Annotated in this window: 27 protein-coding genes; 22 read left to right on the forward strand and 5 right to left on the reverse strand. The window is 36.0% G+C overall.

Annotated features, from left to right (window positions below):
* The first annotated feature begins 11 nt into the window (after window positions 1-11).
* The 6 genes from H9632_RS12850 (at window position 12) to H9632_RS12875 (ending at window position 5711) form a co-directional block, all read left to right on the forward strand.
* Window positions 12-794 (forward strand): ABC transporter ATP-binding protein, encoded by a 783-nt coding sequence (locus H9632_RS12850; RefSeq protein ID WP_191704578.1) that lies wholly within the window; start codon window positions 12-14, stop codon window positions 792-794.
* Window positions 784-2838 (forward strand): FtsX-like permease family protein, encoded by a 2055-nt coding sequence (locus tag H9632_RS12855; protein ID WP_191704468.1) that lies wholly within the window; start codon window positions 784-786, stop codon window positions 2836-2838. The genes H9632_RS12850 and H9632_RS12855 overlap by 11 nt, the downstream gene beginning before the upstream one ends.
* A gap of 10 nt (window positions 2839-2848) precedes the next feature.
* The gene (locus H9632_RS12860) at window positions 2849-3526 is read left to right on the forward strand and encodes a response regulator transcription factor (RefSeq protein WP_191704469.1); all 678 of its coding nucleotides are present in this window, start codon (window positions 2849-2851) and stop codon (window positions 3524-3526) included.
* Window positions 3523-4545, forward strand: a complete 1023-nt coding sequence (locus H9632_RS12865) for a sensor histidine kinase (RefSeq protein WP_191704470.1) — start codon at window positions 3523-3525, stop codon at window positions 4543-4545. The genes H9632_RS12860 and H9632_RS12865 overlap by 4 nt, the downstream gene beginning before the upstream one ends.
* 419 nt (window positions 4546-4964) lie before the next feature.
* Window positions 4965-5420: a DUF2975 domain-containing protein gene (locus H9632_RS12870; protein WP_191704471.1), complete on the forward strand. Its 456-nt coding sequence runs from the start codon at window positions 4965-4967 to the stop codon at window positions 5418-5420.
* Between the two features lie 39 nt (window positions 5421-5459).
* Entirely contained in the window at window positions 5460-5711 is a 252-nt protein-coding gene (locus H9632_RS12875) for a hypothetical protein (RefSeq protein ID WP_191704472.1), read from the forward strand.
* Window positions 5712-5901: 190 nt separating this feature from the next.
* Here H9632_RS12875 and H9632_RS12880 read toward each other — a convergent pair whose 3' ends face one another.
* Window positions 5902-6360 (reverse strand): hypothetical protein, encoded by a 459-nt coding sequence (locus H9632_RS12880; protein WP_191704473.1) that lies wholly within the window; start codon window positions 6358-6360, stop codon window positions 5902-5904.
* A 140-nt stretch (window positions 6361-6500) separates the two neighbouring features.
* On the opposite strand from H9632_RS12880, the gene H9632_RS12885 reads away from it, so the two are divergent.
* The 7 genes from H9632_RS12885 to H9632_RS12915 all read left to right on the forward strand — a co-directional run bounded on the left by H9632_RS12885 (window position 6501) and on the right by H9632_RS12915 (window position 13152).
* Complete coding sequence (locus H9632_RS12885) at window positions 6501-6818, forward strand: PadR family transcriptional regulator (protein WP_191704474.1); 318 nt, start codon at window positions 6501-6503, stop codon at window positions 6816-6818.
* Window positions 6811-8016, forward strand: coding sequence for a DUF2812 domain-containing protein (locus tag H9632_RS12890; RefSeq protein ID WP_191704475.1), 1206 nt, complete (start codon window positions 6811-6813; stop codon window positions 8014-8016). Before H9632_RS12885 ends, H9632_RS12890 begins: the two co-directional genes overlap by 8 nt.
* Before the next feature lie 141 nt (window positions 8017-8157).
* Entirely contained in the window at window positions 8158-8637 is a 480-nt protein-coding gene (locus tag H9632_RS12895) for a GNAT family N-acetyltransferase (RefSeq protein ID WP_191704476.1), read from the forward strand.
* Window positions 8638-9094: 457 nt separating this feature from the next.
* Window positions 9095-10060, forward strand: a complete 966-nt coding sequence (locus H9632_RS12900) for a M23 family metallopeptidase (protein WP_191704477.1) — start codon at window positions 9095-9097, stop codon at window positions 10058-10060.
* A gap of 29 nt (window positions 10061-10089) precedes the next feature.
* Window positions 10090-11268 (forward strand): DUF2812 domain-containing protein, encoded by a 1179-nt coding sequence (locus H9632_RS12905; RefSeq protein ID WP_191704478.1) that lies wholly within the window; start codon window positions 10090-10092, stop codon window positions 11266-11268.
* 396 nt (window positions 11269-11664) lie between these two features.
* Window positions 11665-12285, forward strand: a complete 621-nt coding sequence (locus H9632_RS12910) for a LysE family translocator (RefSeq protein ID WP_191704479.1) — start codon at window positions 11665-11667, stop codon at window positions 12283-12285.
* 147 nt (window positions 12286-12432) lie between these two features.
* Window positions 12433-13152, forward strand: a complete 720-nt coding sequence (locus tag H9632_RS12915) for a TspO/MBR family protein (RefSeq protein ID WP_191704480.1) — start codon at window positions 12433-12435, stop codon at window positions 13150-13152.
* Window positions 13153-13473: 321 nt separating this feature from the next.
* Here H9632_RS12915 and H9632_RS12920 read toward each other — a convergent pair whose 3' ends face one another.
* Window positions 13474-14553, reverse strand: a complete 1080-nt coding sequence (locus H9632_RS12920) for a copper resistance D family protein (protein WP_191704481.1) — start codon at window positions 14551-14553, stop codon at window positions 13474-13476.
* Entirely contained in the window at window positions 14550-15101 is a 552-nt protein-coding gene (locus H9632_RS12925; RefSeq protein ID WP_191704482.1) for a copper resistance CopC family protein, read from the reverse strand. Before H9632_RS12925 ends, H9632_RS12920 begins: the two co-directional genes overlap by 4 nt.
* Before the next feature lie 165 nt (window positions 15102-15266).
* On the opposite strand from H9632_RS12925, the gene H9632_RS12930 reads away from it, so the two are divergent.
* Window positions 15267-16013 carry an alpha/beta hydrolase gene (locus tag H9632_RS12930; protein ID WP_191704483.1) on the forward strand — a complete coding sequence of 249 codons (747 nt, stop codon included), beginning with the start codon at window positions 15267-15269 and terminating at the stop codon, window positions 16011-16013.
* A gap of 31 nt (window positions 16014-16044) precedes the next feature.
* On the opposite strand, the gene H9632_RS12935 is transcribed toward H9632_RS12930, so the two are convergent.
* Complete coding sequence (locus H9632_RS12935; RefSeq protein ID WP_191704484.1) at window positions 16045-16428, reverse strand: SET domain-containing protein; 384 nt, start codon at window positions 16426-16428, stop codon at window positions 16045-16047.
* A gap of 106 nt (window positions 16429-16534) precedes the next feature.
* On the opposite strand from H9632_RS12935, the gene H9632_RS12940 reads away from it, so the two are divergent.
* The 3 genes from H9632_RS12940 to H9632_RS12950 all read left to right on the forward strand — a co-directional run bounded on the left by H9632_RS12940 (window position 16535) and on the right by H9632_RS12950 (window position 18348).
* Entirely contained in the window at window positions 16535-16906 is a 372-nt protein-coding gene (locus tag H9632_RS12940) for an SLAP domain-containing protein (RefSeq protein WP_191704579.1), read from the forward strand.
* A gap of 225 nt (window positions 16907-17131) precedes the next feature.
* Window positions 17132-18025 carry a 3-hydroxyacyl-CoA dehydrogenase gene (locus H9632_RS12945; RefSeq protein ID WP_191704485.1) on the forward strand — a complete coding sequence of 298 codons (894 nt, stop codon included), beginning with the start codon at window positions 17132-17134 and terminating at the stop codon, window positions 18023-18025.
* A 98-nt stretch (window positions 18026-18123) separates the two neighbouring features.
* Complete coding sequence (locus H9632_RS12950; RefSeq protein WP_225223838.1) at window positions 18124-18348, forward strand: hypothetical protein; 225 nt, start codon at window positions 18124-18126, stop codon at window positions 18346-18348.
* Window positions 18349-18460: 112 nt separating this feature from the next.
* On the opposite strand, the gene H9632_RS12955 is transcribed toward H9632_RS12950, so the two are convergent.
* Window positions 18461-19138 (reverse strand): hypothetical protein, encoded by a 678-nt coding sequence (locus H9632_RS12955; RefSeq protein WP_191704486.1) that lies wholly within the window; start codon window positions 19136-19138, stop codon window positions 18461-18463.
* 779 nt (window positions 19139-19917) lie between these two features.
* On the opposite strand from H9632_RS12955, the gene H9632_RS12960 reads away from it, so the two are divergent.
* The 5 genes from H9632_RS12960 to H9632_RS12980 all read left to right on the forward strand — a co-directional run bounded on the left by H9632_RS12960 (window position 19918) and on the right by H9632_RS12980 (window position 25302).
* The gene (locus H9632_RS12960; protein ID WP_191704487.1) at window positions 19918-20712 is read left to right on the forward strand and encodes a MerR family transcriptional regulator; all 795 of its coding nucleotides are present in this window, start codon (window positions 19918-19920) and stop codon (window positions 20710-20712) included.
* Between the two features lie 109 nt (window positions 20713-20821).
* A complete protein-coding gene (locus tag H9632_RS12965) occupies window positions 20822-21655 on the forward strand; it encodes a CPBP family intramembrane glutamic endopeptidase (protein WP_191704488.1) in 834 nt (277 codons plus the stop codon).
* Window positions 21656-22203: 548 nt separating this feature from the next.
* Window positions 22204-23343, forward strand: coding sequence for an acyl-CoA dehydrogenase family protein (locus H9632_RS12970; RefSeq protein WP_191704489.1), 1140 nt, complete (start codon window positions 22204-22206; stop codon window positions 23341-23343).
* A gap of 4 nt (window positions 23344-23347) precedes the next feature.
* Window positions 23348-24220 (forward strand): ABC transporter ATP-binding protein, encoded by an 873-nt coding sequence (locus H9632_RS12975; RefSeq protein ID WP_191704490.1) that lies wholly within the window; start codon window positions 23348-23350, stop codon window positions 24218-24220.
* 11 nt (window positions 24221-24231) lie between these two features.
* Complete coding sequence (locus H9632_RS12980; protein WP_191704491.1) at window positions 24232-25302, forward strand: ABC transporter substrate-binding protein; 1071 nt, start codon at window positions 24232-24234, stop codon at window positions 25300-25302.
* The last annotated feature ends 8 nt before the right edge of the window (window positions 25303-25310 follow it).

Here is a 25310-nt window from a genome sequence, read left to right on the forward strand (position 1 = left end):
AGGCTGTAATGGTGAATGCGTCGAATAAATTACTTGAAGTGAAAGAAGTTCATAAAGTTTTTGGGAAAGGACAAAGTGAAACAAAGGCATTAAAAGGTGTCACTTTTGATGTTTTACCAGGGGAGTTTCTTGGCATCATGGGAGCGAGTGGTTCAGGAAAGACAACGCTATTAAATGTAATCGCTACAATGTTGAAGCCAACATCAGGTCAAATATTACTAGAGGGGCAAAATATTTCGTCGTTCAAAGGGGGGCAGCTTGCTGCATATCGAGGCAATCACATTGGTTACTTATTCCAGCAATTTGAACTGATTGATAATTTAACGGTGAAAGAAAATATCGTGTTGCCGTTAGCCATTCATGGAATTCATGTAAGTGCACAGGAGCAACAGTTGTCGGAATTAGTGAACAGATTTGATATTGAAGAACTGTTAAATAAATTTCCGTCACAGTTGTCTGGCGGTCAAAAGCAGCGGGTTGCGGCTGCAAGGGCATTAATTTCCAATCCTAGTATTGTCCTAGCAGATGAGCCCACAGGAGCGCTAGATACAAAAAATGCAAAAGTTTTAATGGAGAAGCTATCTGAACACAATCAACTGCATCGGTCTACGATTTTAACGGTGACGCATGATGCGAATGCAGCTAGCTATTGTTCTAGAATTTTGTTTATCCAAGACGGGGTCATTTTCCATGAACTACGCAGAAATGTACTGGGCGAATCGCAAGAGGCATTTTATGAGCGCATTGTGATGGTGATGGCGCAGCTTGCTGGAGGTAGTAGCAATGTTCTTTGATTTTGTGAAACGTAATAGCCGACAAACGCGAAAGGAAAACGGGGTGTATTTTGCATCGCTGATTGTATCGATTATGGCGTTTTATGTGATTTTGTCACTAGGTGAACAAGATGTGATGCGGTATTTGAAGACAATTGAAAGTGATGCAGTAGATCGCTTACTATTATTAATTCCCGTACTTTATGGGGTTTCACTAGTATTCGTGTTCTTCCTTGTGTATTTTGCAAATCGCTATCAGATGCAGCAGCGTAGTCATGAGTTCGGTATGTATTTAATGATGGGGATGAAGCAAAGTAAGTTATTTCTCATGACGATGGGAGAAGCGATATTGAATAGTATCATGTCTCTTTGTATAGGCTTACCGATTGCTTTGTTTATAACGGAGCTTATTAATTTAACGACGTCTCGTTTAGTTGGCATGGGGATTGTAGGACATGCATTTCGAATTTCATGGGTTGGCATACTATTAACGATTTGTGGTTTCTTTCTTGTGCAATTACTAGCAATGCTGATTTTGAGCTTTAAGTTGAGCCGAAAAGAGCCGAATGAATTACTTCATGAGGATAAAGATAAGTCGCAAAGTACAATGACACCTAAATGGGGTGTAGTCAGTCTACTATCTGGTGCTACTTTACTGCTTGGGACAATCTTTTTATGTATCGCATACGGCATGGCGATTTTATATTTAAGAAATTTTGATTACAGCATATTTGCACTTATTTTACTAATCGGTATAATGGGGACGTTTATAATGTTCCGCGGTTTAGGCAGCTTGATTGGTTTTTATGTGATGAAAAAAGGTAAGTCCACAACAGGTATATCAATGTTTACAGCGAGACAGCTACAGGAAAACGTACTGCATCAATGGAGCTCACTGGCAATTTCATCACTACTTATTTTAATGGCGATGGTGTGCTTTGCGTTCGGGACATTTACTGCGTTAACGAATGATGCAGTATCTACACGAACAGTGGACTACACGTTTAATGATGAAAAGGCAGAAATTCAAGCGGTTGTGCAATCAGAGGAATTAGCACCATATATCGAGCAATTTTACGGCATGGCGTTGCACAATTTTTACGCAAGCGAAGATGAGTCAACATTAAACTTTCATTTTGCTTGGTCAGGATTAATGGAGGAAATATCGAGTGCAACTGATTCAGAGGCTAAAAATATTTTAATTAATAACTTTTCACAGAAAGGTAATCCTTATTTTATTTCATTATCAAGCTATAATGATATGCTACAAGCAGCAGGTAAGGAACAAATTGTACTCGCTGACAATGAAGTTGCGATGTATTCAAGTGAGGTTACAGGTGCTCCTTATGATGTATTAAAGGATTTATTACAAAAGGAGCCGACAATTGAAATTGCGGATAAAGAGTATACATTAGCGTCAAATCTATACTCAGATAATATTGTAGCGGACCGTGCGATTACGTTAATGTATGCACTTATCGTACCAGATACATTGTTCACTCAATATTTTGATGTAGTTGATACGTGGCTGTGGAATATGACGTTAAAAAGTGATTTCGTAAAAGAAAAAGGGCTTATGCAGGCGATGCTTGAAGTCGATCAAGTACTCAACACAATGGATGTGCAATTTGAAAGCTACCTTGCAAGTATGGGCAGACAGCTATTTTATACGGTAGCAGCAACCTATACAACGTTTTACTTAGGCGTGATGTTTTTACTAATCGCCAATACGGTGCTAGGCTTGAACTTTTTAATGCAACAACGAAGCACGCGTAGTCGCTACGAAACACTGGTGATGCTCGGTGCAAATGTACATTCTATCTGTCTGTCTGCACGCAAGCAAATTTGGTTATATTTTATTTTAGCGATTACAGTGGCACTTATTAGTGGTAGTTTTGGGATTTGGTCTTTATTAACCGCCTTGCCAGCGGCTGAGTTTAATGTTCGTAACATCAGTGTGATTGGACTTGTTGTGCTACTATTTATAATAATCGAAGTGATATATATTCGTATGATACAACGAAAAAGCGACGCAGAAATTCAAAAGCTAAACGATATTGACTAGAGGTGTTTGTATGGCGAACATTGTCATAGTAGAGGATGACCATTTTCTACGTGAAGAATTACAACATATTTTACAAAAGGAGGGGTACTCAGTTGTGAGTATCTCTACTTTTGATGCCCCCGTAGAAGCGATTATACAAGCCAATCCGTCCCTTGTATTATTGGATTTAAATTTGCCAGATATGTCCGGCTTTCAAATTTGTCGTACGTTAAAGGCGAAGGGCGTTGGTCCAATATTAGTGTTAACAGCACGTAATCAGTTACGAGATGAACTGCATGCATTAGAGCTCGGGGCGGATGATTTTTTAAATAAACCGTGTCATCCGAAGCGACTCATTGCCCGAATCGAAAAGCTACAGCAACTGTACGCTACAATGCCTAGACTATTAAAATGGGCACAATTCACGCTAGATGAAAGAGGGAATATTTTATATGCTGCTCAGCAGTCTGTCGCCTTATCAGAAAATGAAGCCATTATGATGAAATTATTTATTAACAATTCACCAGCAATAGTGACAAAGGAGCAACTTTTTATAGAGCTATGGGGAAGTAGTGAATTTGTAGACGAGAACATTTTACAAGTCAATATGACGAGACTTCGAAAAACGTTAGATAAGGTGGGAATGTCACGGTCAATTAAAACGGTCAGAGGTATCGGCTATCAATTAATAGGGGGCGAAACCTCATGAAAAAAGTCAATTGGCTACATCTATTTCAGCACTCGCATCACTGGATTTTACTCCTTTTTGTGAATAGTGCTTTATTTATATTTTTAGCGTGGGTTGCTTATCCAAAAGAATTTAAAATATTAGTACCGACGATGCTCATTATCACATTGGTTACGATGTTGTATGGGGTAATTATTACATTGAAAAAACAGCAAGAGAAACAAAATCCTTTTTATCAGTTTTTAAAAGAGCCCTCTCTTGAGAAGGAAGAACATTTATTACAAATTTTAGGTAACTCCTATAAAGAAGTCGTGCACAATTTAGCCAATGAATTACGTCGCCTGCATGATGAAGCACTAGAGGCAAAGTACCAGTCATTAGAATATCAAACGTTTATCGAAAGCTGGGTGCATGAAATTAAAACACCACTTTCATTATTTCATTTTGTGTTACAAAATCGGAAAGACGAAATGTCTTCTTTAGTTTATAAACGGCTAGATCATGCAAATATAACGATTCATGATTACGTAGAACGTATATTATTTTTTGCCAAGCTTCAAGCAGTGCATGTGGATTATAGCTTGAAAAAGGTCTCGATTTTGGAATGCTTTGAAGACGTCTTACTAGAGCTACAATCATTATTGGAAGAGCAGAAGGTAAGTGTTCATACGGATATCAAGGACATTCCCGTTATATCTGATGAAAGAGCGCTTCATTTTATTTTAATCCAGTTACTTGTGAATGCAATTAAATATCGAAACGTAGATAGTGATAGTTTCATTTGGATAGAAACAGGCTTTGAACATGAAAAAGACAGCTATTATGTGAAAGTAGCTGACAATGGACTGGGTGTCTTGCAATCAGACTTACCATTTATATTTGATAAAGGATTTACTGGAGACACTCACAATCAAAAGCAGTCTACAGGAATGGGCTTGTTTTTAGTGAAAAAATTATGTGATGATTTGCAAATTGAAATGAAGGTCGACTCAGAATATAAGCGTGGTTTTACAATGAAGTTATTGTTTCCGAAGGTTTAACCGTACGAAATTGAACAAAAATACTAACGAAGCTAATCGTCCATGAAACGGTTAGACACTATTACTGTTAGAGGCTGATATTCCAACACTGGTACGTAGTAAAGGGATAAGCGATAGTGTGTAAAGACGGCGAAATCCTTGTCAAGCAAATAAGCGGAGATTTTCCCTTTATACGCTGTTAACCTTTAGTTTAAGTTGAAAATAAAGGGAATTTTTCCGTCTATTCATAGAAAAACGCACTCACTCACTTGTTTTTTAGGATGATAAGCGGAATTTCTCCGTCTATTTTGACCACTTTTAAAGAAATTAACTAAATAAGCGGAATTCCTCCCTCTATTTAAGCCCATTTTCATTTTCCTGGAAACCTTCATAAAGTTAATTCGTTTTATTGAGAAACATTGGAAAATAAGGAGGATACTATGAAGAAAATCAATTCCGTTCTTTTAAGTTTAGGCATTATCGCTATGGGCATAATCGTATTGTTTTTATGTGTATATCTTTTACCTATCCTTGCCCAGGAAGCAGCTGCTGTTCATCCGGAAGTCGCCTACTTGCAATATCCTATTTTACTTGGATTATACGCAACAGCAATCCCATTTTTTTACGCGCTTTATGAGTCATTGAATATGATATATGTGATTGAACGGAAATCATTATTTTCAAGCAGCATTATAAAAGGGTTAAATTATATTAAATATTGTGCATTCATTATCATCGCTTTGTACGTAGCAGGATTTATTATACTTGATACGGCAAATGCTTTTCCGCCGATCATGGCATTAGCAGGGTTAGTAATTATTATCGTTTCCTTAATGGTAGCAACCGGATCAGTATTTATTAAAAACGTTTTATTAAAATTTCCATTATCAAATTAACAGTGGAGTTTAAAAAATAGTGATCAAGGAGATGGTGTTTTGAGCGATATAGATAAACGAAACAGATTAAAAGAAGAGCCATTCACTTATCGAATAACTAAAAATGGAACGGTAGCAATTAACTTTAAAGGTAAGCAAATTAAAATAGTAAAGGATAAAGAGGCAGAACGTCTTATAGCAAGAATAAAAGCAGTTGAAGATAATATATTAGAAGTACAGTTATTGTTAGCGAAAATTACGGGTAACTTTAAACATGGAAACGAAAAATCCGGAAAAAATAAAAGAAAATAAATATTGGTAATGTAAAACATTGAGGGTGGGACAAAGTTAGAGATCTCATTGATATAGAAGAAATCCCTTATTAAGAGCCATATCCCTGTAACGCTGGCAGTAGCAGAAAAATATCGATTTTTCCTTTTGGAAACTCGATATTTTTCGTTTTCTCCTAAGTTCTTTATATTTGGGCTGTCTTGAAAGTATGCTATTTAATGAACTCAATTAACTTTTCCGTCATTTCTTTCCCAACTGTATAAGCTGTATGGGTATCTTCGGTGTTCATCAAAGTGCTTGTTTCACCTTTTTCATGTATCCAAAGATAAAAATACTGTGTATTTCCATTCTCATAAATAATGTTCATATAGTATTCTGGATTAGTCATATCCGCTATGCCATTAACTTTTATACCACTCATAATTATAGTTTTTAACGTCTCGATAGAACTACTGTCTTCAAGAACGATTTTGTTACTTCCTTTCGTTTTTGAAATACTAACTTCTTTAATTTTTCCATCGATTTGTAATGTTGGAACCTCTTCTACCTCTGACTGCTGTTTAGGTTTATTTTCACCATTGTTTATTGCATTGCTTTCATTTGTTTGGCAACCTAAAAGAATTGTTGATGTAATAGTCAGTGATAAAACAAGTAACATAACTTTTTTCATATAATAATCCCTCCATAATTATTAGACGGAGTTAACTTCCTGAAAGTTACAAGTGAAAATAGAGTTTACAAATATTTCCGCATACTTTACTATTATGTTATACGATATATCGCGACACATAATAAAAAGGAGTGATGGACATGTCCTATAATGGTGGACCGATGACAGAGGCAATGTATTACGTCTTATTAGCGTTAATACGTCCAAACCACGGGTACCAATTAATGCAATCAATTACAGAGGTATCGCGCGGAAGACTAAAAATGGGGCCGGGCACATTATACGGAGTTCTTTCACGTATGCAAAAGGACGGGTTAATTGTTCTGGCAAAGGATGATGGACGAAGAAAAACGTATGAAATTACGAAAGAGGGCGAGCAGGCATTACGTGTGGAGTACGAGAGACTGAAATCTTTAATTAATGACAGCCGCATTTTAGAGGAGGCAAACGATGAGTAAAATTGTACGTAAAATTCGACCATCTGAATATTGGCGCATCGGGGAGCATGAAAGTTATTTTTCCGATATGTCTTTAAAAGGGCTGCATCTTCATAAAATAGGGACTTATTTTATTCATTTTAAAAAAGGTGAGCCGAAGCGGATTGAATATCGCATGGAAGTGACGAAGAAAAAATCCATAACTTATGAACAAATAGATTTGTATGAAGAGAATGGCTGGGAATATGTAACAAGCTATCAATATTTTCATGTCTTCTCATCCCTGGAAGAGAGCAATGCACCGGAAATTCATACAGATCCGGCAGAACAGGCTTATACGTTGCAGCGCCTAAGTAAGATTCTTCTTGTTAATTTAATCGCAATGTCGTTAGCGGTAGCTTTAATGATTGGTTTACTGAGCGCTACATGGTTTTTGGACGGAACACCGGTTTTACGTCTAGTAGAAGGGTATATTATTCAGCAAAGTATCATGAGTATCCTCTTTCTTTATTATGTGTATTACTCAATCCAGGCAACAAGGGCAATACGGTCATTAAAAAGAGATTTAAATGAAGGAAAAGCAATAAATCATCATGCCCCATGGCAAAGTAGTTTGCATAAAAATGCTATTTTCCCGTTTTTCTATGCTGGAATCGCGCTTGTAAGTGCTATATTGCCAGTGATGCAATTAATAAAAATGGATACTTATACTCTGCCTCAAGAGGATGGAGGCTTACCTATTGTCCGTTTGGCAGATATTGAACAGAATCCTTTACTTCAACGAGATGAATATTATATAGATGAAGTGGATTGGGCAAACCGCTACTCGACAAACTGGAGTATTTTTGCACCTGTGCAGTATGAAACAGATGAAGGTGGTATCGTCGAGGGTAGGATGTGGTTAGACGAAAGCGGCACTTATTCACCTAGTATCTCATCGGAAATTTATGAACTAACTTTTCAAGCTTTCGCGGCGCCATTAGTAAAAGATTTAATTAAATGGAATTCGTATAAAGAGGAAATTGATTCTTACGTAGAAATAGATCATGCCACACTTGATGAATTACGCGTTCATGAAGAGGAAGAACAGAAACAAATAGTTGCTGTTAAAGGTAAAGTAGTCATGTATGTCCGCTATTACGGTTATGCAGACGTAGATCATCTAATAGAAAATGTCGCACAAAAAATAGAAGTTTTTGCTGAAAAAGAGAATACCTAATACAGATTGTCGACAAAAGGTTTCGAGAGACCTTTTGTCTTTTTATTAGGCTATTTTCTAAAAGATTGTTGTTTTAAAAAAAGATTGATTTACTATTAAATGATTGTATAATAATGTAAAACTAATACAGGGGGATTTATCATGTCGTTATTATTTAGAAAATCAAAAATAGAAGATATAGAGATATTACTTCCTATTCAAAAAGCTTCATTTCAAGAAGACTTAGAAAAATACGAGGACTTCGAAACTAATCCAGCTTGCGAAACAAGTGAAAAGTTAGCGGAAAATATAAAAAAATATCAGCATTTTACAATTTTAGACGAAGATACAGTTATCGGCGCAATTGATGTTAGAGGTAGTGATGAACGTATGCATATAGATAAAGTATTCGTTTCTCCAACTAGTCAAGATAAAGGAGTTGGTACTGCCGCTATTCAGTTTCTAGAAGAGCAGTTTCCCAATGTGAAATTATGGACTTTGTATACCCCGCACTTAAGTTTTCGTAATCACTATTTTTATGAAAAATTTGGATACAAAAAGACCAAAGAAGTTCAGTTAACAACCAATTTAATTTTGTTTAAATATGAAAAATTATCAAAAACGTTAAGACCTCTTGATTGAGGTTTTTATTATGCGCTTCTTAGCATTTTTACTGTTATTTTATTGGATTTTTGACACAATATATACGAAAACAGCCTTTTATTATAAATTTCAACAATGCTAAGCAGGAACAGTTGTTCACGTTCATTGATTTTATTACTAGTCATCGTAGATATCGTATCTCACTTTATTTAAAGTGATTAATAAGTTGATTGGAATGGAGGGACCGTGACTCCACCGGGAAAAGCACGCGCGGAAGATCCACTGAATTGTGCCTGCCGTTATAGGCACAATTCAGTTAGCTGGAGCCGTGCCCGGGGAAAGCATCGGTCCTGGAATGGAAATCAACGGTTTAATGTTAATTTAATTTAATTTAATTTAATAAACACTTTTTATTGATCTAGGGTCTTAATATAATTTTGAAACGAATTTGGGACTTGAGCCGTATAAATAGTAAGAACTTTTAGGAGGGATTTTTATGTCGGTTCAAGATCCACTTTCGCTTGGTACATATTTTATCAATAATGAATTTAAAAAGATCTATAATGCAGCTACTGCAGATTTCCATACTTTAATATCTGTTGAAGATTTTATTGAAGTTGGGAAGGAATATAATAAAGGTGTAACGCATTATGAAATTGCCCATCAATTTCAATACGATGACATCACTCAATTTGTCTGGTTGGATGATCAGAAGAAAAAAGCAATTGTCGTTGCATTTAATGTGGAAAATGTCATTCAAAGTCTTTATTTAAAGCCATATGTTATATTTCCAGAAACCGATCAGAAATTTACGAAAAACAAATATCGTATGCCCATTGAACAGGAATGGTTTGTATTTTGGGGCGGTACGAATGAATTCGTCAATTACCACTATCCATATGAACAGCAGCGTTATGCTTATGATCTTATTATCATGAAAGATGGCAGAAGCTATATGGATTCCCCGACATTGAATGCTAATTACTATGCCTTTAATGCAGATGTTGTAGCTCCATATGCAGGGGAAGTCATAAAAGTTGTCTCAGACATAAAAGATAATGTCCCGGGGGAAATGGATGAAGAGAATGCTGCAGGTAATTATGTTGTCATTGCCCACCCTAATGAGGAATACAGTATGATTGCTCATTTTAAGAAAGACTCGATCGTTGTAAAGCCGGGGGATACAGTAAAAGAAGGGCAACTGCTTGGTCAATGCGGGAATTCAGGCAATTCATCGGAAGCGCACATTCATTTTCAAGTAATGGATAAAGCCGATATGAACGAAGCAAAATCGATTCGAATTCAGTTTCAGGATGATTTTGAACCAATACAGGGCGATATAGTTAAGCCACTGCCTTTTAAAGATCATTCTGAAGAAAAATTTGATAAAGTCGAGAATTCATTTTCAATTGTTGAAATGATACAGATGATACCAAAAGTAATAGGTCAATTATTTAAGTAGAACAATTCCATAAGTAGGAGGTTGAAAGAATGACGAAAACTGTACGCAAGTTAAGACCTGCTGATTTTTGGAAAGTTGGAGAACATGAGAGCTGGTTTTCGGATATGTCCGAACAAGGCCTCCATATATATGATATAGGTACCCATTTTGCTAAGTTTAAAAAAGGTGAACGAAAGCAGATGGAATACCGTTTGGAACTGGCGAAGGACAAATATATTTCAAATGACAAAATTGATTTATATAAGGAAAATGGCTGGGATTATATAGCAAGTGACCGCTACTTTCATATTTTTGCAGCCCCGACTGAAAGAAAGACGAAAGAGATAGAAGTCAATTCGGTAGAATATATAGCTGTATTAAAATCGCTTCAGAGAAAAATGCTGCTGAATCTACTTGTAACAGTAGGAGGGGTAGCATTAATACTTTTCGTACTATACAGATTTTGGTTCCTTGATAATACCAAAATATTGCTATTAATTGATGGGGGCTTAGAAGTTACATTAATTTTAGCTGTAATTAATTCCTTATATATAATATCTGCTTTTAAAAGCTGGTGGGGAATTACTTGGGTACGTAAAAAATTTATAGAAGGTGAATTGATCGATCACCATAAACCTTGGGAACTCTCTTTTTTATATAATAAGATTACCTATATATTTAATATAGCGATTACAATATTTGCTCTGATTATCCCGATTTACCAAATAACTAAAATAGATCATTTGACGTTACCGAATGAGGATACATCATTACCGATAGTCAGACTGGAGTCGATTGAAAATAATCCGCATTTAGTAAGAAAGGAATGGGGGAACTATGTTAGCGTTAATTGGAGTACTTTTGCCCCAATCATATATGAGACTTTAGAGAATGGTGAAGAAAAAACGGGGGAATGGACTGATCCGAATAACACTTACACACCAATAATATACTCAAATATTTATCAGCTACGTTTTCACTTCCTTGTGGATCCTTTAGTTCAAGATTTAATAAAAGAGAGTAATAATGAAAGCAATGATAAAAAAATTTTTACAGAAACAACACATGAAAAATTTGACCAACTGCTAACTCATGAAGGAGATAAAGTTAATGAATTTATTTTCGTAAAAGATAATGCCGTAATGTATATTTCCTACAATGGACAGGTAAAAGCAGATGTCATAATAGATCAGGCTGCTGAAAAAATCAGCTTACTAACAAATAAATAGTTTCTGCTCCCCTCCGCTCCGCGTCATTCTGCTTTGGCATAAAGTGAATTTCTTCATAATTGAAGATATAAAAGAGAACCCTTCCGCTCTCCGCCGCCTCGCGATAGCGCAAGCGGCTTGATTGGGTGTTTTTTACTTCACTTTATAACGTGGGTAAAATTTTGTAATTGGTGGGCCTCACAATCGGCAATAAAGGCAGTGATAAAGACACGTATCACGTGGCTTTATCGCTGTCTTGCCGTAGCCCACCAATCAATCAAGTTAAATTTTATTAGAAAATCTTCCACATGTTATAGTGAGGAGCCAGCAAAATACAAGTCATTTAAAAATGTATGTAGCTTCCTTCGTCTTAATTATGTTAAAATAACTAAAAATTTAGAAAACGAAGGTGAGGAAATGGAGAATATCGTATTCTTTATTATTGCAAGTGTGCTGTTGATTATTTTGCCGGGTCCTGATACAGCAATTGTAACGAAAAATACAATTGTTAATGGACAAAAGGGCGGCTTGCAGACGATGCTCGGATCATGTGTAGGCTTAACCGTTCATACGATTGCTGCGGTTGCCGGATTATCAGCCCTTATCGTTAAATCTGCCGTAGCATTTACAGTATTAAAGTATGTAGGTGCCGCTTATCTATGCTATTTGGGGATAAAAACATTGCTTGCTATGCGTGTGAAAAACACAGAGATCGATGAAGTTCCGACTATCGAAGTAAAGGGTAATTCCTATTTCAGGCAAGGGTTGGTAACGAATATTACAAATCCTAAGGTGGCGGTATTTTTCCTTACGTTTTTACCGCAATTTTTATCAGCAGGCAGTGAGCCATTTTGGCCTTTCTTAACAATGGGTATTATTTACATTGTACTCACGTTTGTATGGTTTGCTGTTTATGTATTCTTATTAAACAAAATACGCAATTTCATGAAAAAACCAGCTACACAATCAGCTATTGAAGGGTTAACTGGTGCTGTGTTAATCGGATTTGGTATGAAACTTGCATTTGAAAAACAGTAAACCGTAAAAATCGATTCATTGCTACTTGGCATTGAATCGATTTTTTGTATTTTAATTGGGGTTTATTTATAATGCCTGGCATGGTCGCATACTTTTTTATCAGGTAGGGTATGGATACCTAATCTTATAGAAAAAGGGTGAGACTTTATGGGGTTATATATTGTCATGTGGATTGCCTTGATTGCCGTAATTGTCGTCAATGCATTATCCAATACACTACCATTAAACGGGGTGACAGCAGCTGAAATTACAAATAGGCTGGATGTACTCTTTACACCAGCCGGCTATGTATTTTCGATTTGGTCGCTTATTTATCTATTATTAGTAATTTGGTTAATTGCCATTTACAAAAAAGTGAAAGAAAACCGTTTTAAATCAAAAGTAGGATTTTTATTTATTATAAGCTGTATATTTAATATTGCTTGGTTATTTAGCTGGCATTATGAACAATTTATTTTATCTATTATCATCATGTTTTTATTACTGTTCACACTCATTGCGATTTATCAACAGTACAAAAATATAGAAAAAGGCTTATCAGAACGCTTTCCATTTTCATTTTATTTATCGTGGATTTCAGTAGCAACCATTGCCAATATGAGCTACGTATTAAAATATTACAATGTGGATCTTGGTATTTCGGAAGTAGCAGGTTCTCTTGTACTTGTAGCAGTAGCAGTCATCCTCGGCTATTTGGCAGTCGCGCTTTCCCATGATATTTTCTTTGTATTAGTAATTGTTTGGGCATTAATCGGTATCGCTGTCAAAACAGACGACACTACAATGCAATACGGAACGATCGCATTAACGATCATATTAATTATCGCATCGCTCATTCGTTATATGCGAAATAAGAAATTTGCTTAAGAGGATTAGGCAGAATTAGATATATCTAATAAATGAGAAAATACTAATATTAAAGTAGATACTTTATGATTGATTGGAGTGAAGGGTCGAGTGTAGCTGACGGCTAGCGCCTTTCGCTACAAGCAAAGCTTCCTACGGGAATAGCGAAATTATTTTTGCGACGAGTAACCGCAGGAGCATGACGCTTGAGACTACAGGCTCAGGCCACGCCCGTGGAAAGCGTACCCTTGACGGAAATCAATTGCTGGATAAACAGAAAAAACCATTTTCTCATGGAGAAGATGGTTTTTTCGATATTGCCATATATATTTCAGTCGTAAATCATTTAAAAAACACAATCGACATAAAGCCCATATAAAAACATAAAGCAACAGCGAAAGTCATAGCTGCTGAAATAATAATAGGAAGCTGTTTTATGTAGCTTACAATGACCAGCCCAATAAAGAGGACGGTAAGTAAGAAAAAGCCTAAGCCGATTCCAGTCATTTGCAAATATGCCCGCATGCCTGTCTCAATCGAGCTGCTATAAAATAGCTCAAAAAAAGGTGAAATTTCCTGTACAGTAAAGCTTGGTGGCTGTTGTTCACTGAATAGCGCAGTAATAAACAAAATAATGATCAATAAAGTAGTCTCCATTATGACCCACGTACGAGGCTCAAATAACGGCTTTTTTATTTTCAGTTTAATTAATAGCGCATTGGCCAAAATGATTACGGTAAGGGGGACGAGCAATACATGTTTAATAAATAAAAATTGCCCGTAATTGCTTGACCAGCTTGTTATATAGCCAGGGACAATCGATTCGGTCATCATCACACCGCTTAATGCAATCGTTGTAAGGGAGACAAGTGCAACAGGTGAGAACCACTTTAAATAAGCTTCCCAATTCGCGGCGTCTTTTGAGAAAAAGCTAATCATGATTAATATACCGAGCCAAACACTTACAGCAAGCAAATGAACAAAGTCGAAAATGGAACCGACAATGCCTGACATCGATCCTGCGTGACTAATATAGCCAATTGCAGCCATAATCGCGATAAGGACTAAAATTCCCATTACAGCACTAAGCTTCGACTCTTGTTTTACATACATCCGAACGATTAATAGTAAAATAATCGTGAAACCTAAAATTGCAAGCCATGAATGTCCAACTTTAAATTTTGATAGGAGCATCCATATTGAGTCGAAAAAGCCGAATTGCGGCGTTAATATCGTAAGCAATTGTATATTAGGAACAAACGATACAATAGGTAAAGCAATCGTACTGATCATTAACCATTTTTTTGAAATATAAACTTGCGGACGTAACGAAGTGGGGATACAGTTTAGAATAAATGTCCCCATTAAAATCGATAAACCTATATAGAGCAGAAATTGGCTAAAAATCGTTATAGCTATCATTTAGTCTTTTTCCGTGCGAAAAGTATGATTATACTAATGAAAATAATAGCAAGTAACATTCCGCCAACGACCAGCAACGGCATATTATTTTTATCATCCTCTACACTTACGGGTTCGGATTCAGATACATCAACTTGTGACGAATCTTCTACTTCAGCCTGCTCAACGTTCTCTTCTGTAACAGCTTCCTCTGTTTCAGGTGCATTGACAGTAAAAGAAAACTCTCCTGATAATGGATGTCCGTCTTCACTTATACTGTTCCACTGAACTGTATACTCACCATTCGGTAAAGGGTTATCAAAACTACCAGTTAATACACCATCTACTAAAGTCATATTGCTAGTTTCCATTTGCTCGCCATTAGCTGTAAGGACTTTAAATGTACTACCTTGTTCGATTTTACCGGCATATGTGAGCGAAATAGATTGCAGCGGTTCTACAACAACTTCGCCATCTTCCGGTTTTGTCGTATCCAAATAAGTATGTGCTGCAGCATTTGGAACGAATAAAACTAGTGCAGCTAGAATCGATAATAATATTGTTTTCATATTATAATGATTCTCCTTTCAAGTTTTTTTCACTCACCCATCATTGTAGCGGAAACATGAAACATTTTCATCATTTCGGTGTTGAAAACCTATTAATCCAAATAAGGTAAGCAATAGAAGGGTGCTATGCTATAATAATTTGGACTATTCATAAAGGAGATTACGATGCAGTTGGTTGAAAATATCTTTTTACGGGGCAACGAAAAAGCGGTTTTACTTTTACATAGTTATACAAGTAATGCGAAGGAAATGCAGTATTTAGCAAAAGAGCTTCATCAGGAAGGTTATACTTGCTATGCACCAAACCTGGTAGGACACGGTGCTACACCTGAGCATCTATTTGCAAGTTCCATTGAAAAAGTAGCAGCCGGCAGTAGAGAGGCAGTTAATTATCTAATTCAGCAAAAATATGAAACGATCTATTTGATTGGTCAGTCTTTAGGTGGTGTGTTAAGTATTCGTTTGGCCAATGAATTTCCGCAAATTAAAGCCGTTTGCATTATTTCATCGCCTATATTGGAACGTCCAGCGGTAGAGCTAGAAAAAAGGGCAGCACATTTTTCAAGGCGGTATTTAAAAAATAATGGGAGATCGGAACAGGAAATTCAGGAGTTTATGAGTGAACACTTTCCAAGACCTATCGAAAAATTTATCGCCTTTCAGCAATTTATTGTCCAGTCTGGAAAGGAAGTTCACGCGATGAAGCAGCCGTTGTTTTTGGCAAAGGGCGGGTTGGATGAAGCGGTATTTCATAAGAGCATTGATTTAATTGAACAGAAGGTTAACGGAAATATTGTCTGCATAAAGCTATATAAAAATAGTGGACATCTTATTTCATTAGGAAAAGAACGTGATTTGTTAGCTGAGGATATTTTAGATTTTTTAAAGAAAATTGAAAAAAGAACTGTTTAAAGTTACCTTTAGACAGTTCTTGATACCATGCTTATTCTTCTTCTTTATTAAACCATAATGGATCATTATCATCGATATCACCATTATAATTAATAAAAATTTCTTCACCGGCTTTAATATCTTTGTAGGCAAAAAAATCGAATGTTTCATTTTCAAAATTTATTTCATACGTAGCATTAGGTTCATAAGAATGATTAAATAACATCCCGTAGCCTAATAATATCGCAGATCGGCCTACACCGAACTCAAATGCATAATCTGCAAGACTTGTTTTTTCAATATGTTTATGTTGCTCATTCGGGTAACTTAGGACAGGAGCCTGGTGGAATAAAGTTCCTGCTGGAATTGCTTCTTGCGCAAAAACACCGCGAGTATATTCGCCCTCACTAATTGGGGAATTTTTTATTTCAATCATTTTTTCGCCTTCTATCTTTTAAGATTCTACTCTACTGTAACACGGATGTTGTAAGAAAGGTTGTTTTCTAGCTTATTTACTGAAAAAACGGGAAGGAGAGGTTATTATCGTACAAAAACTACAATTTGAAGCGGCATGGGACAAAACGATTGCAAAACAAGACCGCCTCATCATCGAACAGCTATTTCATCAAACTAAAGATGAGGACACGGAGGAGATATCGTGCTGCTTCGTACGAAAAGCATTAAATCATCGGCAGCAGCTGCTCCTGACCGTACTTATTCATAATCGAAGTGGAGATGTGCTAAATTTTCAAAATAGAGAAGTAACCTGCACAACTACTAAGGGTGTTTTTGCAAAAACATTCACCATTCCAAATTTAAATATTCCTCCACATACTTCAATGCCATGGACCTTTATTTTTGATGATGAAGAAGAATTTCTATTCACTGAACTTTTGCATGTGGATATTCAATAATTCATTTGGAAACTAGGGGGACGTCACACTGTTTGACAACCCCCACCGTTATTTTAAGCTTTCCACAAAGGCTAATAGTAAGCAACAGATTTCTTCAAATAATCCCCACATCAATTCTCCTTAAATTAACATTTCTTTATATGTATATAATACCGATAAATCGCCTTAAAATAGATAAATTATTCTTGAATATTAGAAATAATTTTACTAAAAGGAGCGGTTTTTATGCATTTCAAAAATGTAACGATTGCAGGTAGTGGTGTTTTAGGGAGTCAAATAGCATTTCAGTCCGCATTTTTCGGCTTTAATGTAAGTGTTTATGATATAAATTCGAGAGCTATTGAGGCAGCAAAAGAGCGTATGGCAACATTAAGAACAACATATGGTGAGTATTTTAATGATACTAACCGTGCTGAGAAAGCATTCAGCAATCTGAAGTTTTTTACTGATTTAGCGGAGGCAACAAAAGATGCGGACATCGTTGTTGAAGCAGTACCGGAGCGCATCGAAATTAAACAGAGTTTCTATGAAAATCTTGGGAAAGTGGCGCCTGAGAAAACAGTATTTGCTTCAAACTCTTCTACCTTGTTGCCAAGCCAATTTGCAGCGTATACAGGTCGTCCTGAAAAATTCCTCGCATTGCACTTTGCCAACTCGATTTGGCAAAACAATACGGCCGAAATAATGGGACACCCGGGAACAGATGCAAAGTACGTAGAGCAGGTGGCAAATTTCGCTCGTGCAATCGGCATGATTCCATTTGTGCTGAAAAAAGAGCAGCCTGGTTACATCCTAAACACATTACTAGTTCCATTTTTATCTGCGGCAATGGAGCTTTGGGTGAAAGATATTGCTGATCCGCAGACAATTGATAAAAACTGGATGATTTCAACGGGTTCGCCTCGGGGACCATTTGCCATTTATGATATCGTCGGAATGGAAACACCATATAACCTGAATTTAATGCGTGCCGAGCATGACCCGGCTGCCAAATTTGTTGCCGACAAAATTAAACGTGAAATGATTGATCAAGGCAAAATGGGCATTTCAACAGGTGAAGGCTTCTACAAATACCCAAACCCTGCCTATATGGATCCGAGTTTTTTGAAATCGAATTAACATTATTTTGGCGTGCACATCATGAAAAGGTGCGCGCTTTTTTAATTTGTAAACACAATTAGTACTTCATACAGTATACTGGAAAACGAGGTGATTTTATGGAAATGGTAAATCAATTTAATTCGGCAATATGGATGTCATTCGTTACACCGATTTTCTTAATAAGCTGTCTGTATTTTTCGCTTTCGTTTTTGCAGCATATGAAAAGCGGTAACGAGCAGCTTTTAAATTATAACAAGTGGGGCGCTGTATTATCGCTCGCTTTTGCTCTGCTTGTCCCAGCATTCTATAATATTTATTTTTATTATCAAGTAATGCAGTAACAGGATTACATAGGAGGAACAGGAAAGTCACGAAACGTTGGTGAAACAGCATTTCGTGACTTTTTAAAATGTTCTTAAACTTCAAATCGAAAAGTTAGAGTTATTATGTGAATTAATATTGAGTTTCTAGGCGTTTTTTAATTTTTTCAACCATTTCATGTTTTTCATCATGCATAGCTCCATAATCAGGATATTTAACAAATTCTCGATAATCGATAGTAATAAATAAAATTGCTTGTAAAGCCTGATTCAAATCCGCAACATCCTCCTCTAAAAGGGGAGGACCAAACATATAACGTTGGAGATATGCTTGAATATCATACATTCGATTCTTCCATTCTAAATGCACCACATTTCCACGGAATATTAAATCTGTTATCTCACTAATCTCAACGTAAAGCCCATGAATATAATCTTTTTCCTCAGCTGTTATGGGTTGACTAAAGTTCCATTCAAGTAGTTCCTCAACCGTATTTCTCAGTAATTTGTTTGCGGTTGAGTATTGATAACTAAGCTCTTTTTCTAATTCTCTTACTTGTTCTCTTGCAGGGTGAACTATCCAAATAACTGCACATAAAGCAAGAGCAACTAAAATTCTTATAAAGTACTTCAATAAAAACACACCTCTCATATTCTCCGTTTCCCCAAAGAATACTTCAGAAGGAAAATGGATATTTATGTTAATGTATACTATAAAGTAATGGTGCAGGCTCATGCAATAAGAAGCATTAAATTGAAAGGGAGAATGATTTGTTAATATTTCTACTTTTTTATTTAGTAATATGGCCACTTACAGTTCTATTGCATGAAATAGGGCATGGACTCGGAGTCGTCTTTACTTCAAAGTGTCACGCACACATTTATTTAGGTAATTCAAATGAAAATAACAGGGAGAATTTTAGATTAGGAAGACTTCATTTTCATATTATTTGGTCATATAAAGGTTATTGTTATTGGGGATATGAACTAAATAAAAAACAATGTGTTATTTCTTTAATTGGTGGTCCAGCCATGTCATTGCTAGTTACCCTCATATGTTTATTGTTCACTTTTAATACTTCTTTAGGGGATTTATATTCACTCTTATGGGCGACAACAGTTTTGAATTTTTCCCAATTTTTATTCACGATTATACCTATTACTTATCCTCGGTGGATACGAGGATATAGTGGATATCCGTCTGATGGTTTACAGCTGCTGCGACTGTTAAGAAATTAGTTAATCTTTTTACTTTAGAAGAACCAGCGACCGAAATAGAAGGAGAAATTCCACTTATTAAGTAAAAAAATTAAAAAAACACGAAAATAAACGGAGGAATTCCGTCTATTGATTAAAATCAACATGAAATTTACATGTTTTAGTGTACATAAGCGGAATTTCTACCCTTATTTTCAGTAAAACGAACACATTTTTTCAAATAAGGGGAAATCATCCGCTTATTAATCCTTGTTGCACTAAAGCAGCACGTTAGTTGAAGTGATCTAACGTTATTTTTGCCAATGTAAAATGATATAGAAAAGGTACTGATATTATAAAGAATATATAGCAATGATAAAGGGGGTATTATGTATGTACACAATAGGACAAGTAGCAAAATTTTTAGATGTATCTAGAGATACCTTGAAATTTTATGAAGAAAAGGAATTAGTAAAGCCTAAGCAAAATATTGAAAATGGGTATAGAAAATATAATCATTTTGATATTTATGATATAGCAACAGTAAATTTCTATAGAGAACTTGATATTGAAATTAAAAAAATCCAGGAATTAAGAAAAAGTAAGAGTATAGAGGGAATAGAATCATTATTAGAAGAGAAAGAACAAGATGTTTTGGATGAAATAGAATATAAAAAACTTCTTTTAAAAAAGATTCAGATAGTAAAAAAAGATTGCGAAAAAATCAAACAATTCTTAGGGGAATATACAGTAAAAGAAATGAATCCTTTAGAAATAAAGGGGGAAATAGAACATTTTACTGCGTATGATGAATATGGCACTCTAAAAAAGAACACAGACAGCTTAAAGAAAGCAGTTACCCTAACATCTTTAAGAAGAATTATTCGTTTCAATGAAAAAGGAATTCTAGAAGAAAAGTTTATAATTGTAAGAAAAGTAGAAGACTTTGATCAAGAAATAGAAGGTGAAATTCTATCCCATCCAAAATGTATTTATACGGTTATTGAAAATGGAAGATGGTCAACTGGTGGGGAAAATATTGATCATAGTGTGGAAGCTAGTTTAAGAAAAGTAGCATTAGAAAAAGGGTATGAACTTTTGGGGCTAGTTTATATAAATCTATTACTTACCATTTATGAAGATGGACTTGAACGTGTTTTTTTAGAAATTTATGCACCTATAAAATAATGCAGACATGTATTGACCTGTGAGTAACTCCTAGGTTTAAGCTGAAGGTATTAGTAAATATGGACATTATTATATTTATAAAATACTTAGTTTGAAACGGGGATAATGCATGAATAGAGAAAAAAAACTAAAAAAACCAGTAGCAAGTTTTATTTTACTAACCAATATCATTTTTTTACCCCTTTTTTTTCTTGTAGGAGCGACACACATGTTAGGCTTTCCTACATGGGTCATTGATGTAATGTTCTGTATAGCAGCTTGGTCTTCAACTTTTGCTTTTGCAGTGCTGTTTAAAAAAATCTATCCTGGGCAGAGTTTTATACAATTTGTAAAAGAGAAATTCAAGCATAAACTTAAAATTTCTATCATTCTTGCTACGAGTATGATTCAAGTTTTTATATTTTTGATAATTTTGTTTACTGTATCTAATAATAGTGAAGTAGACTCTATTTTTACTGTCTCTTCATGGGGAATGCTGATCTATTTCTTTTTCAAAAACCTTCTTTCTGGGCCACTAGGAGAAGAACTAGGGTGGAGAGGTTTCGCTCAAATTGAGCTTCAAAAGAAGCACTCACCATTAAAAGCTTCGATAATCATTGGATTTTGGTGGGGTATTTGGCATCTACCAATATGGTTTACTACAGGGTTTGTGGGGATTGATTTAATCAAATATATATTATTTTTTATGATTGCAATCATGTCTATTAAGATCGTCATGACAGCCTTTTATAACTTAAATCAGAATTTAATAATACCGATTATCATTCACCAATTCTTTAATCTTTTTATTGGTTTAATAAACGGAAACTTAATCGATTTAATCATGTATAACGCAATTTCTTATTTAGTAGTAGCAGTTTTAATCATCATTATAAATCCAAGGAAAGTATTGTACGGAAAGAAAGATACAAACATTATTAATGGAAATAATTATGTTAATTAATGTTTGTTTGTAAAGCTATACACGTCAACTATTGGGAGCGATATCGTATCTCACTTTATTTAAAGAGATGAATAAGTTGATTGGAGTGGAGGGACCGTGACTCGACCGGGAACAGCGAAATTTATTTTGCGACGAGTAACCGCAGGAGCACTACGCGCGGAAGATCCACTGAATTGTGCCTGCCGTTGTAGGCACAATTTAGTTAGCTGGAGCCGTGCCCGGGGAAAGCATCGGTCCCGGAATGGAACAACGGTTCAATGTTAAGAATATCATTTTGATTTAGTTCGCGTTTCCTTACCCTCAGAATTTAACATATAAAAAATAAGATAAGGATTATCATACTTAATTTCAAAGCACCATTAAAATTAAAACACTGTTAAAAGATACAAAGTAAAGCGGTTTAATACACTGATTTGCTTAAAACATATTATTCCTGTATGAATTGTTTAAATTCACTATTGACTTTGAATAATTCAGTCTGTAAACTTACGAATTAAGATTACTGAATTGCAAGAAAATTCTATGACTTATTTAAAGGAGCAGGTACGATGACAGCAGTTGCACACTTTGAAGAGATAGCCCTTCAACTCGCCGCTCAGTTTGAGAAAACTGCAGTGAAACGGGATAAGGATGGGGGAAATGCAAAGCAAGAGCGTGATTTAATACGAGAAAGTGGGCTTTTAAAACTTATAATTCCGACTGAATACGGTGGTTTAGGTGGTAATTGGCATGACGTATTTAATGTTATAAGAACTTTCGCGCATGTAGATAGCTCGCTTGCACATGTGTTTGGTTACCATTTTATTAATTTAGTTACACCACATTTATGTGGAACTACGCAGCAAAAGGAACACTTTTACAGAGAGACAGCTAAGCATAATTACTTTTGGGGAAATGCTTTCAATCCAGTAGATATTAAGCTAAAAGCTGAAAGAACTCCGACTGGTTATGTATTAGACGGGATTAAAACATTTTGTTCAGGCAGTGTCGATTCGGATATTTTATTAGTATCGGCTTTACTGGATGGCCAAAATGAACCTTTGTTGGCCGTTATTCCGAGTAATCGGATAGGTGTAGAAATAAATGGAGACTGGGATAATATGGGGCAACGTCAAACTGATAGTGGGTCCATACAATTTCAGCAGGTAGAAGTGCTTCCTTCAGAAGTATTGCAACGCGGTTTTTATGCAAGCGAGTTTTCACAGCTCCGCTTAAATATTGCAACATTTGTGTTAAACCATGTATATCTTGGTATTGCAGAAGGTGCATTAAAATCAGCTCTTTCTTATACAAGAGAACAAACAAGACCGCGTTCAATGACACAGACTTCAGCAATTGAAGATCCCATCATTCAACATCACTACGGTCAGTTTTTTGTACAGATTGAAGCAGCGAATTTGGTTGTAAAAAAAGCGGATCAATTATTGCAGCAGCTATGGGATCATCCTGAAACGATAACAGCAAACGACCGAAGTGAGCTGGATAATGCCCTACAGACAGCAAAAATATTTACAACGCAGGTTGGGTTAGATATTACTTCGAAAATATTTGAAGTGATGGGAAGCCGGTCTACAGCGAGTTATTATGGATTTGATCGCTATTGGCGCAACCTTCGAACGATGACATTGCATGTTCCAGTTGATACATCGCTTCAAGCATTAGGTAAAAAATTTTTACTGGGAGAGTGATTTAATGGTTCAACTATTAGAACGCCAAGTGCAAGAACCTGAATTACCAAGTTTGGAACAGACTCATAAAAAAACAAAAATTAAAGTGCACAATATTGATTTTAGCTACGATGATAAGACAAAAATTCTCAATGATATCCAGCTTGAAGTAAAAGAAGGTGAATTCCTTGTATTTATGGGACCTTCTGGATGCGGGAAGAGCACATTACTTCGGATGATTGCTGGACTGGAGCCGTTTTCCGACGGTGACATTGTAATTGATGAAAAATCAGTGAGGCAAACGCACCCGGATTGTGGTGTAGTATTTCAGGATTACTCGTTATTCCCTTGGCTGAATGCACAATCCAATGTCATGCTTGCCTTAAAACAGCGCAATAAGAAAATGCCGAAAAAAGAGCTCGCGCATATTGCAGAACAATATTTAACACTCGTTAATTTAGGGCATGCCATTAAAAAGTATCCTGGTCAAATGTCAGGCGGCATGAAGCAGCGTGCAGCTATTGCAAGAGCTTTAAGTTTCGGATCAGATTTACTGTTAATGGATGAACCATTCGGGGCACTGGATCCGGTAACTCGTATAAAGCTACAGGATTTAATCGTTCAAATTAGTGCTGAGCAAAAGCGCACAGTAGTTTTTGTAACACATGATGTCGATGAAGCGATTTACTTAGCGGACAGAATTATCATTTTTGCCCCTGGAAAAAACGGTGCAGTTACAAAAAGCATCGAAGTACCGGTTCAGAAAAAAGGAACAAATCGTCAAAAACTCTTTGAGGACCCGCAATTCCGGGCATTCCGGGAATCATTATTAAACGAAATGAATGAGCAAATCGTTAACAGTTTAAAAACAGAAATAACTGATGGAGCAGGAATTTAGGAGGATGGATAATGCAAAAAAGTAAACTGAAATGGCTGGCATCTTTAGCAATAACGGCAGGGATACTTGGTGCCTGCGGGGATGAAAAGCAAATTTCACAAGGCAAGGCGTCGAATGATTATGAAATTACTGTTGGATTAAGTCAATCTGCGGGTGGAGTGTTAGTCGATATAGCCCACCAGGAAGGTTATTTTGAAGAGGAAAACATCGAGGTGAATCGGGTAGGCTTTGCGAATTCAGCAGATGGGCTAAATGCTTTGCAGGCTGGGAAAATTGATGTTGGCTTAACATTTGGTACTGCAGGTCCCTTAACATTTATCGCCAATGGCTCTGATTTTTCGATTATCGGAGGACATTTGGAAGGCGGTCATCCGATATTAACGAAAAAGGAAAATGCCGGACAGTATACATCTCTTGAAAGCTATAAAGGAAAAAAAGTCGGTACAATCCGTATTTTCACTTCGGATATCGTGTTCCGATCAGCGCTTGAAGATGCAGGCATTGACTGGAAAACAGACTTGGAAATTATTGAATTTAAAACAGGTAGTATGTTACTTGAAGCTGTTGCATCCGGGAAAGTGGATGTTGCCGTATCTGCCAACTCATTTTATGCACAGGGGGTTGAGATGGGGCTAGAAGCAGTTGCCTGGAGCAATGACTTACAGGAAGGTCATGTTTGTTGCCGTGTTGTAACTCGTTCAGAATTATTAGCTGAAGACGATGGCGAAGCGTATAAGCGATTTTTAAAAGCAATAATCCGTGCAGAGCGTAAAAAAATTGAAGATCCTGAAGCTGCCATTACCGCTGCGAAAGAATATATGAACGTTGATGAAGAGGTAATTAATAAAATTGTTAATGAATCACATTCCCATTATTCTTCAGATCCTAGTAAAGAAAAGGTTGTTCAAATGTGGGAACAAATGAAGGAAATTGGCTATGTAGAAAATGTTGACGACATTGATGTGAATGACTATGTCAATATCGATCTTTATGAAAAAGCATTAAGTGAATTAATCGAACAGTATCCGGACGATTCGTATTACAAAGAGCAATTAGTTCGTTTCAATGAACAGAACATTTAAGTAGGGAG

The sequence above is a fragment of the Solibacillus merdavium genome (genome assembly GCF_014836935.1).
In the GTDB taxonomy this organism is placed as follows: Bacteria; Bacillota; Bacilli; order Bacillales_A; family Planococcaceae; genus Solibacillus; species Solibacillus ferritrahens.

What these genes read in the sequence shown, in the direction of transcription:
- H9632_RS12855 (WP_191704468.1), top strand. Translation starts at nt 784, where the DNA reads ATGTTCTTTGATTTTGTGAAACGTAATAGCCGACAAACGCGAAAGGAA.
- H9632_RS12860 (WP_191704469.1), top strand. Translation starts at nt 2,849, where the DNA reads ATGGCGAACATTGTCATAGTAGAGGATGACCATTTTCTACGTGAAGAA.
- H9632_RS12865 (WP_191704470.1), top strand. Translation starts at nt 3,523, where the DNA reads ATGAAAAAAGTCAATTGGCTACATCTATTTCAGCACTCGCATCACTGG.
- H9632_RS12870 (WP_191704471.1), top strand. Translation starts at nt 4,965, where the DNA reads ATGAAGAAAATCAATTCCGTTCTTTTAAGTTTAGGCATTATCGCTATG.
- H9632_RS12880 (WP_191704473.1), bottom strand. Translation starts at nt 6,360, where the DNA reads ATGAAAAAAGTTATGTTACTTGTTTTATCACTGACTATTACATCAACA.
- H9632_RS12885 (WP_191704474.1), top strand. Translation starts at nt 6,501, where the DNA reads ATGTCCTATAATGGTGGACCGATGACAGAGGCAATGTATTACGTCTTA.
- H9632_RS12890 (WP_191704475.1), top strand. Translation starts at nt 6,811, where the DNA reads ATGAGTAAAATTGTACGTAAAATTCGACCATCTGAATATTGGCGCATC.
- H9632_RS12895 (WP_191704476.1), top strand. Translation starts at nt 8,158, where the DNA reads ATGTCGTTATTATTTAGAAAATCAAAAATAGAAGATATAGAGATATTA.
- H9632_RS12900 (WP_191704477.1), top strand. Translation starts at nt 9,095, where the DNA reads ATGTCGGTTCAAGATCCACTTTCGCTTGGTACATATTTTATCAATAAT.
- H9632_RS12905 (WP_191704478.1), top strand. Translation starts at nt 10,090, where the DNA reads ATGACGAAAACTGTACGCAAGTTAAGACCTGCTGATTTTTGGAAAGTT.
- H9632_RS12910 (WP_191704479.1), top strand. Translation starts at nt 11,665, where the DNA reads ATGGAGAATATCGTATTCTTTATTATTGCAAGTGTGCTGTTGATTATT.
- H9632_RS12915 (WP_191704480.1), top strand. Translation starts at nt 12,433, where the DNA reads ATGGGGTTATATATTGTCATGTGGATTGCCTTGATTGCCGTAATTGTC.
- H9632_RS12920 (WP_191704481.1), bottom strand. Translation starts at nt 14,553, where the DNA reads ATGATAGCTATAACGATTTTTAGCCAATTTCTGCTCTATATAGGTTTA.
- H9632_RS12925 (WP_191704482.1), bottom strand. Translation starts at nt 15,101, where the DNA reads ATGAAAACAATATTATTATCGATTCTAGCTGCACTAGTTTTATTCGTT.
- H9632_RS12930 (WP_191704483.1), top strand. Translation starts at nt 15,267, where the DNA reads ATGCAGTTGGTTGAAAATATCTTTTTACGGGGCAACGAAAAAGCGGTT.
- H9632_RS12935 (WP_191704484.1), bottom strand. Translation starts at nt 16,428, where the DNA reads ATGATTGAAATAAAAAATTCCCCAATTAGTGAGGGCGAATATACTCGC.
- H9632_RS12945 (WP_191704485.1), top strand. Translation starts at nt 17,132, where the DNA reads ATGCATTTCAAAAATGTAACGATTGCAGGTAGTGGTGTTTTAGGGAGT.
- H9632_RS12950 (WP_225223838.1), top strand. Translation starts at nt 18,124, where the DNA reads ATGGAAATGGTAAATCAATTTAATTCGGCAATATGGATGTCATTCGTT.
- H9632_RS12960 (WP_191704487.1), top strand. Translation starts at nt 19,918, where the DNA reads ATGTACACAATAGGACAAGTAGCAAAATTTTTAGATGTATCTAGAGAT.
- H9632_RS12965 (WP_191704488.1), top strand. Translation starts at nt 20,822, where the DNA reads ATGAATAGAGAAAAAAAACTAAAAAAACCAGTAGCAAGTTTTATTTTA.
- H9632_RS12970 (WP_191704489.1), top strand. Translation starts at nt 22,204, where the DNA reads ATGACAGCAGTTGCACACTTTGAAGAGATAGCCCTTCAACTCGCCGCT.
- H9632_RS12975 (WP_191704490.1), top strand. Translation starts at nt 23,348, where the DNA reads ATGGTTCAACTATTAGAACGCCAAGTGCAAGAACCTGAATTACCAAGT.
- H9632_RS12980 (WP_191704491.1), top strand. Translation starts at nt 24,232, where the DNA reads ATGCAAAAAAGTAAACTGAAATGGCTGGCATCTTTAGCAATAACGGCA.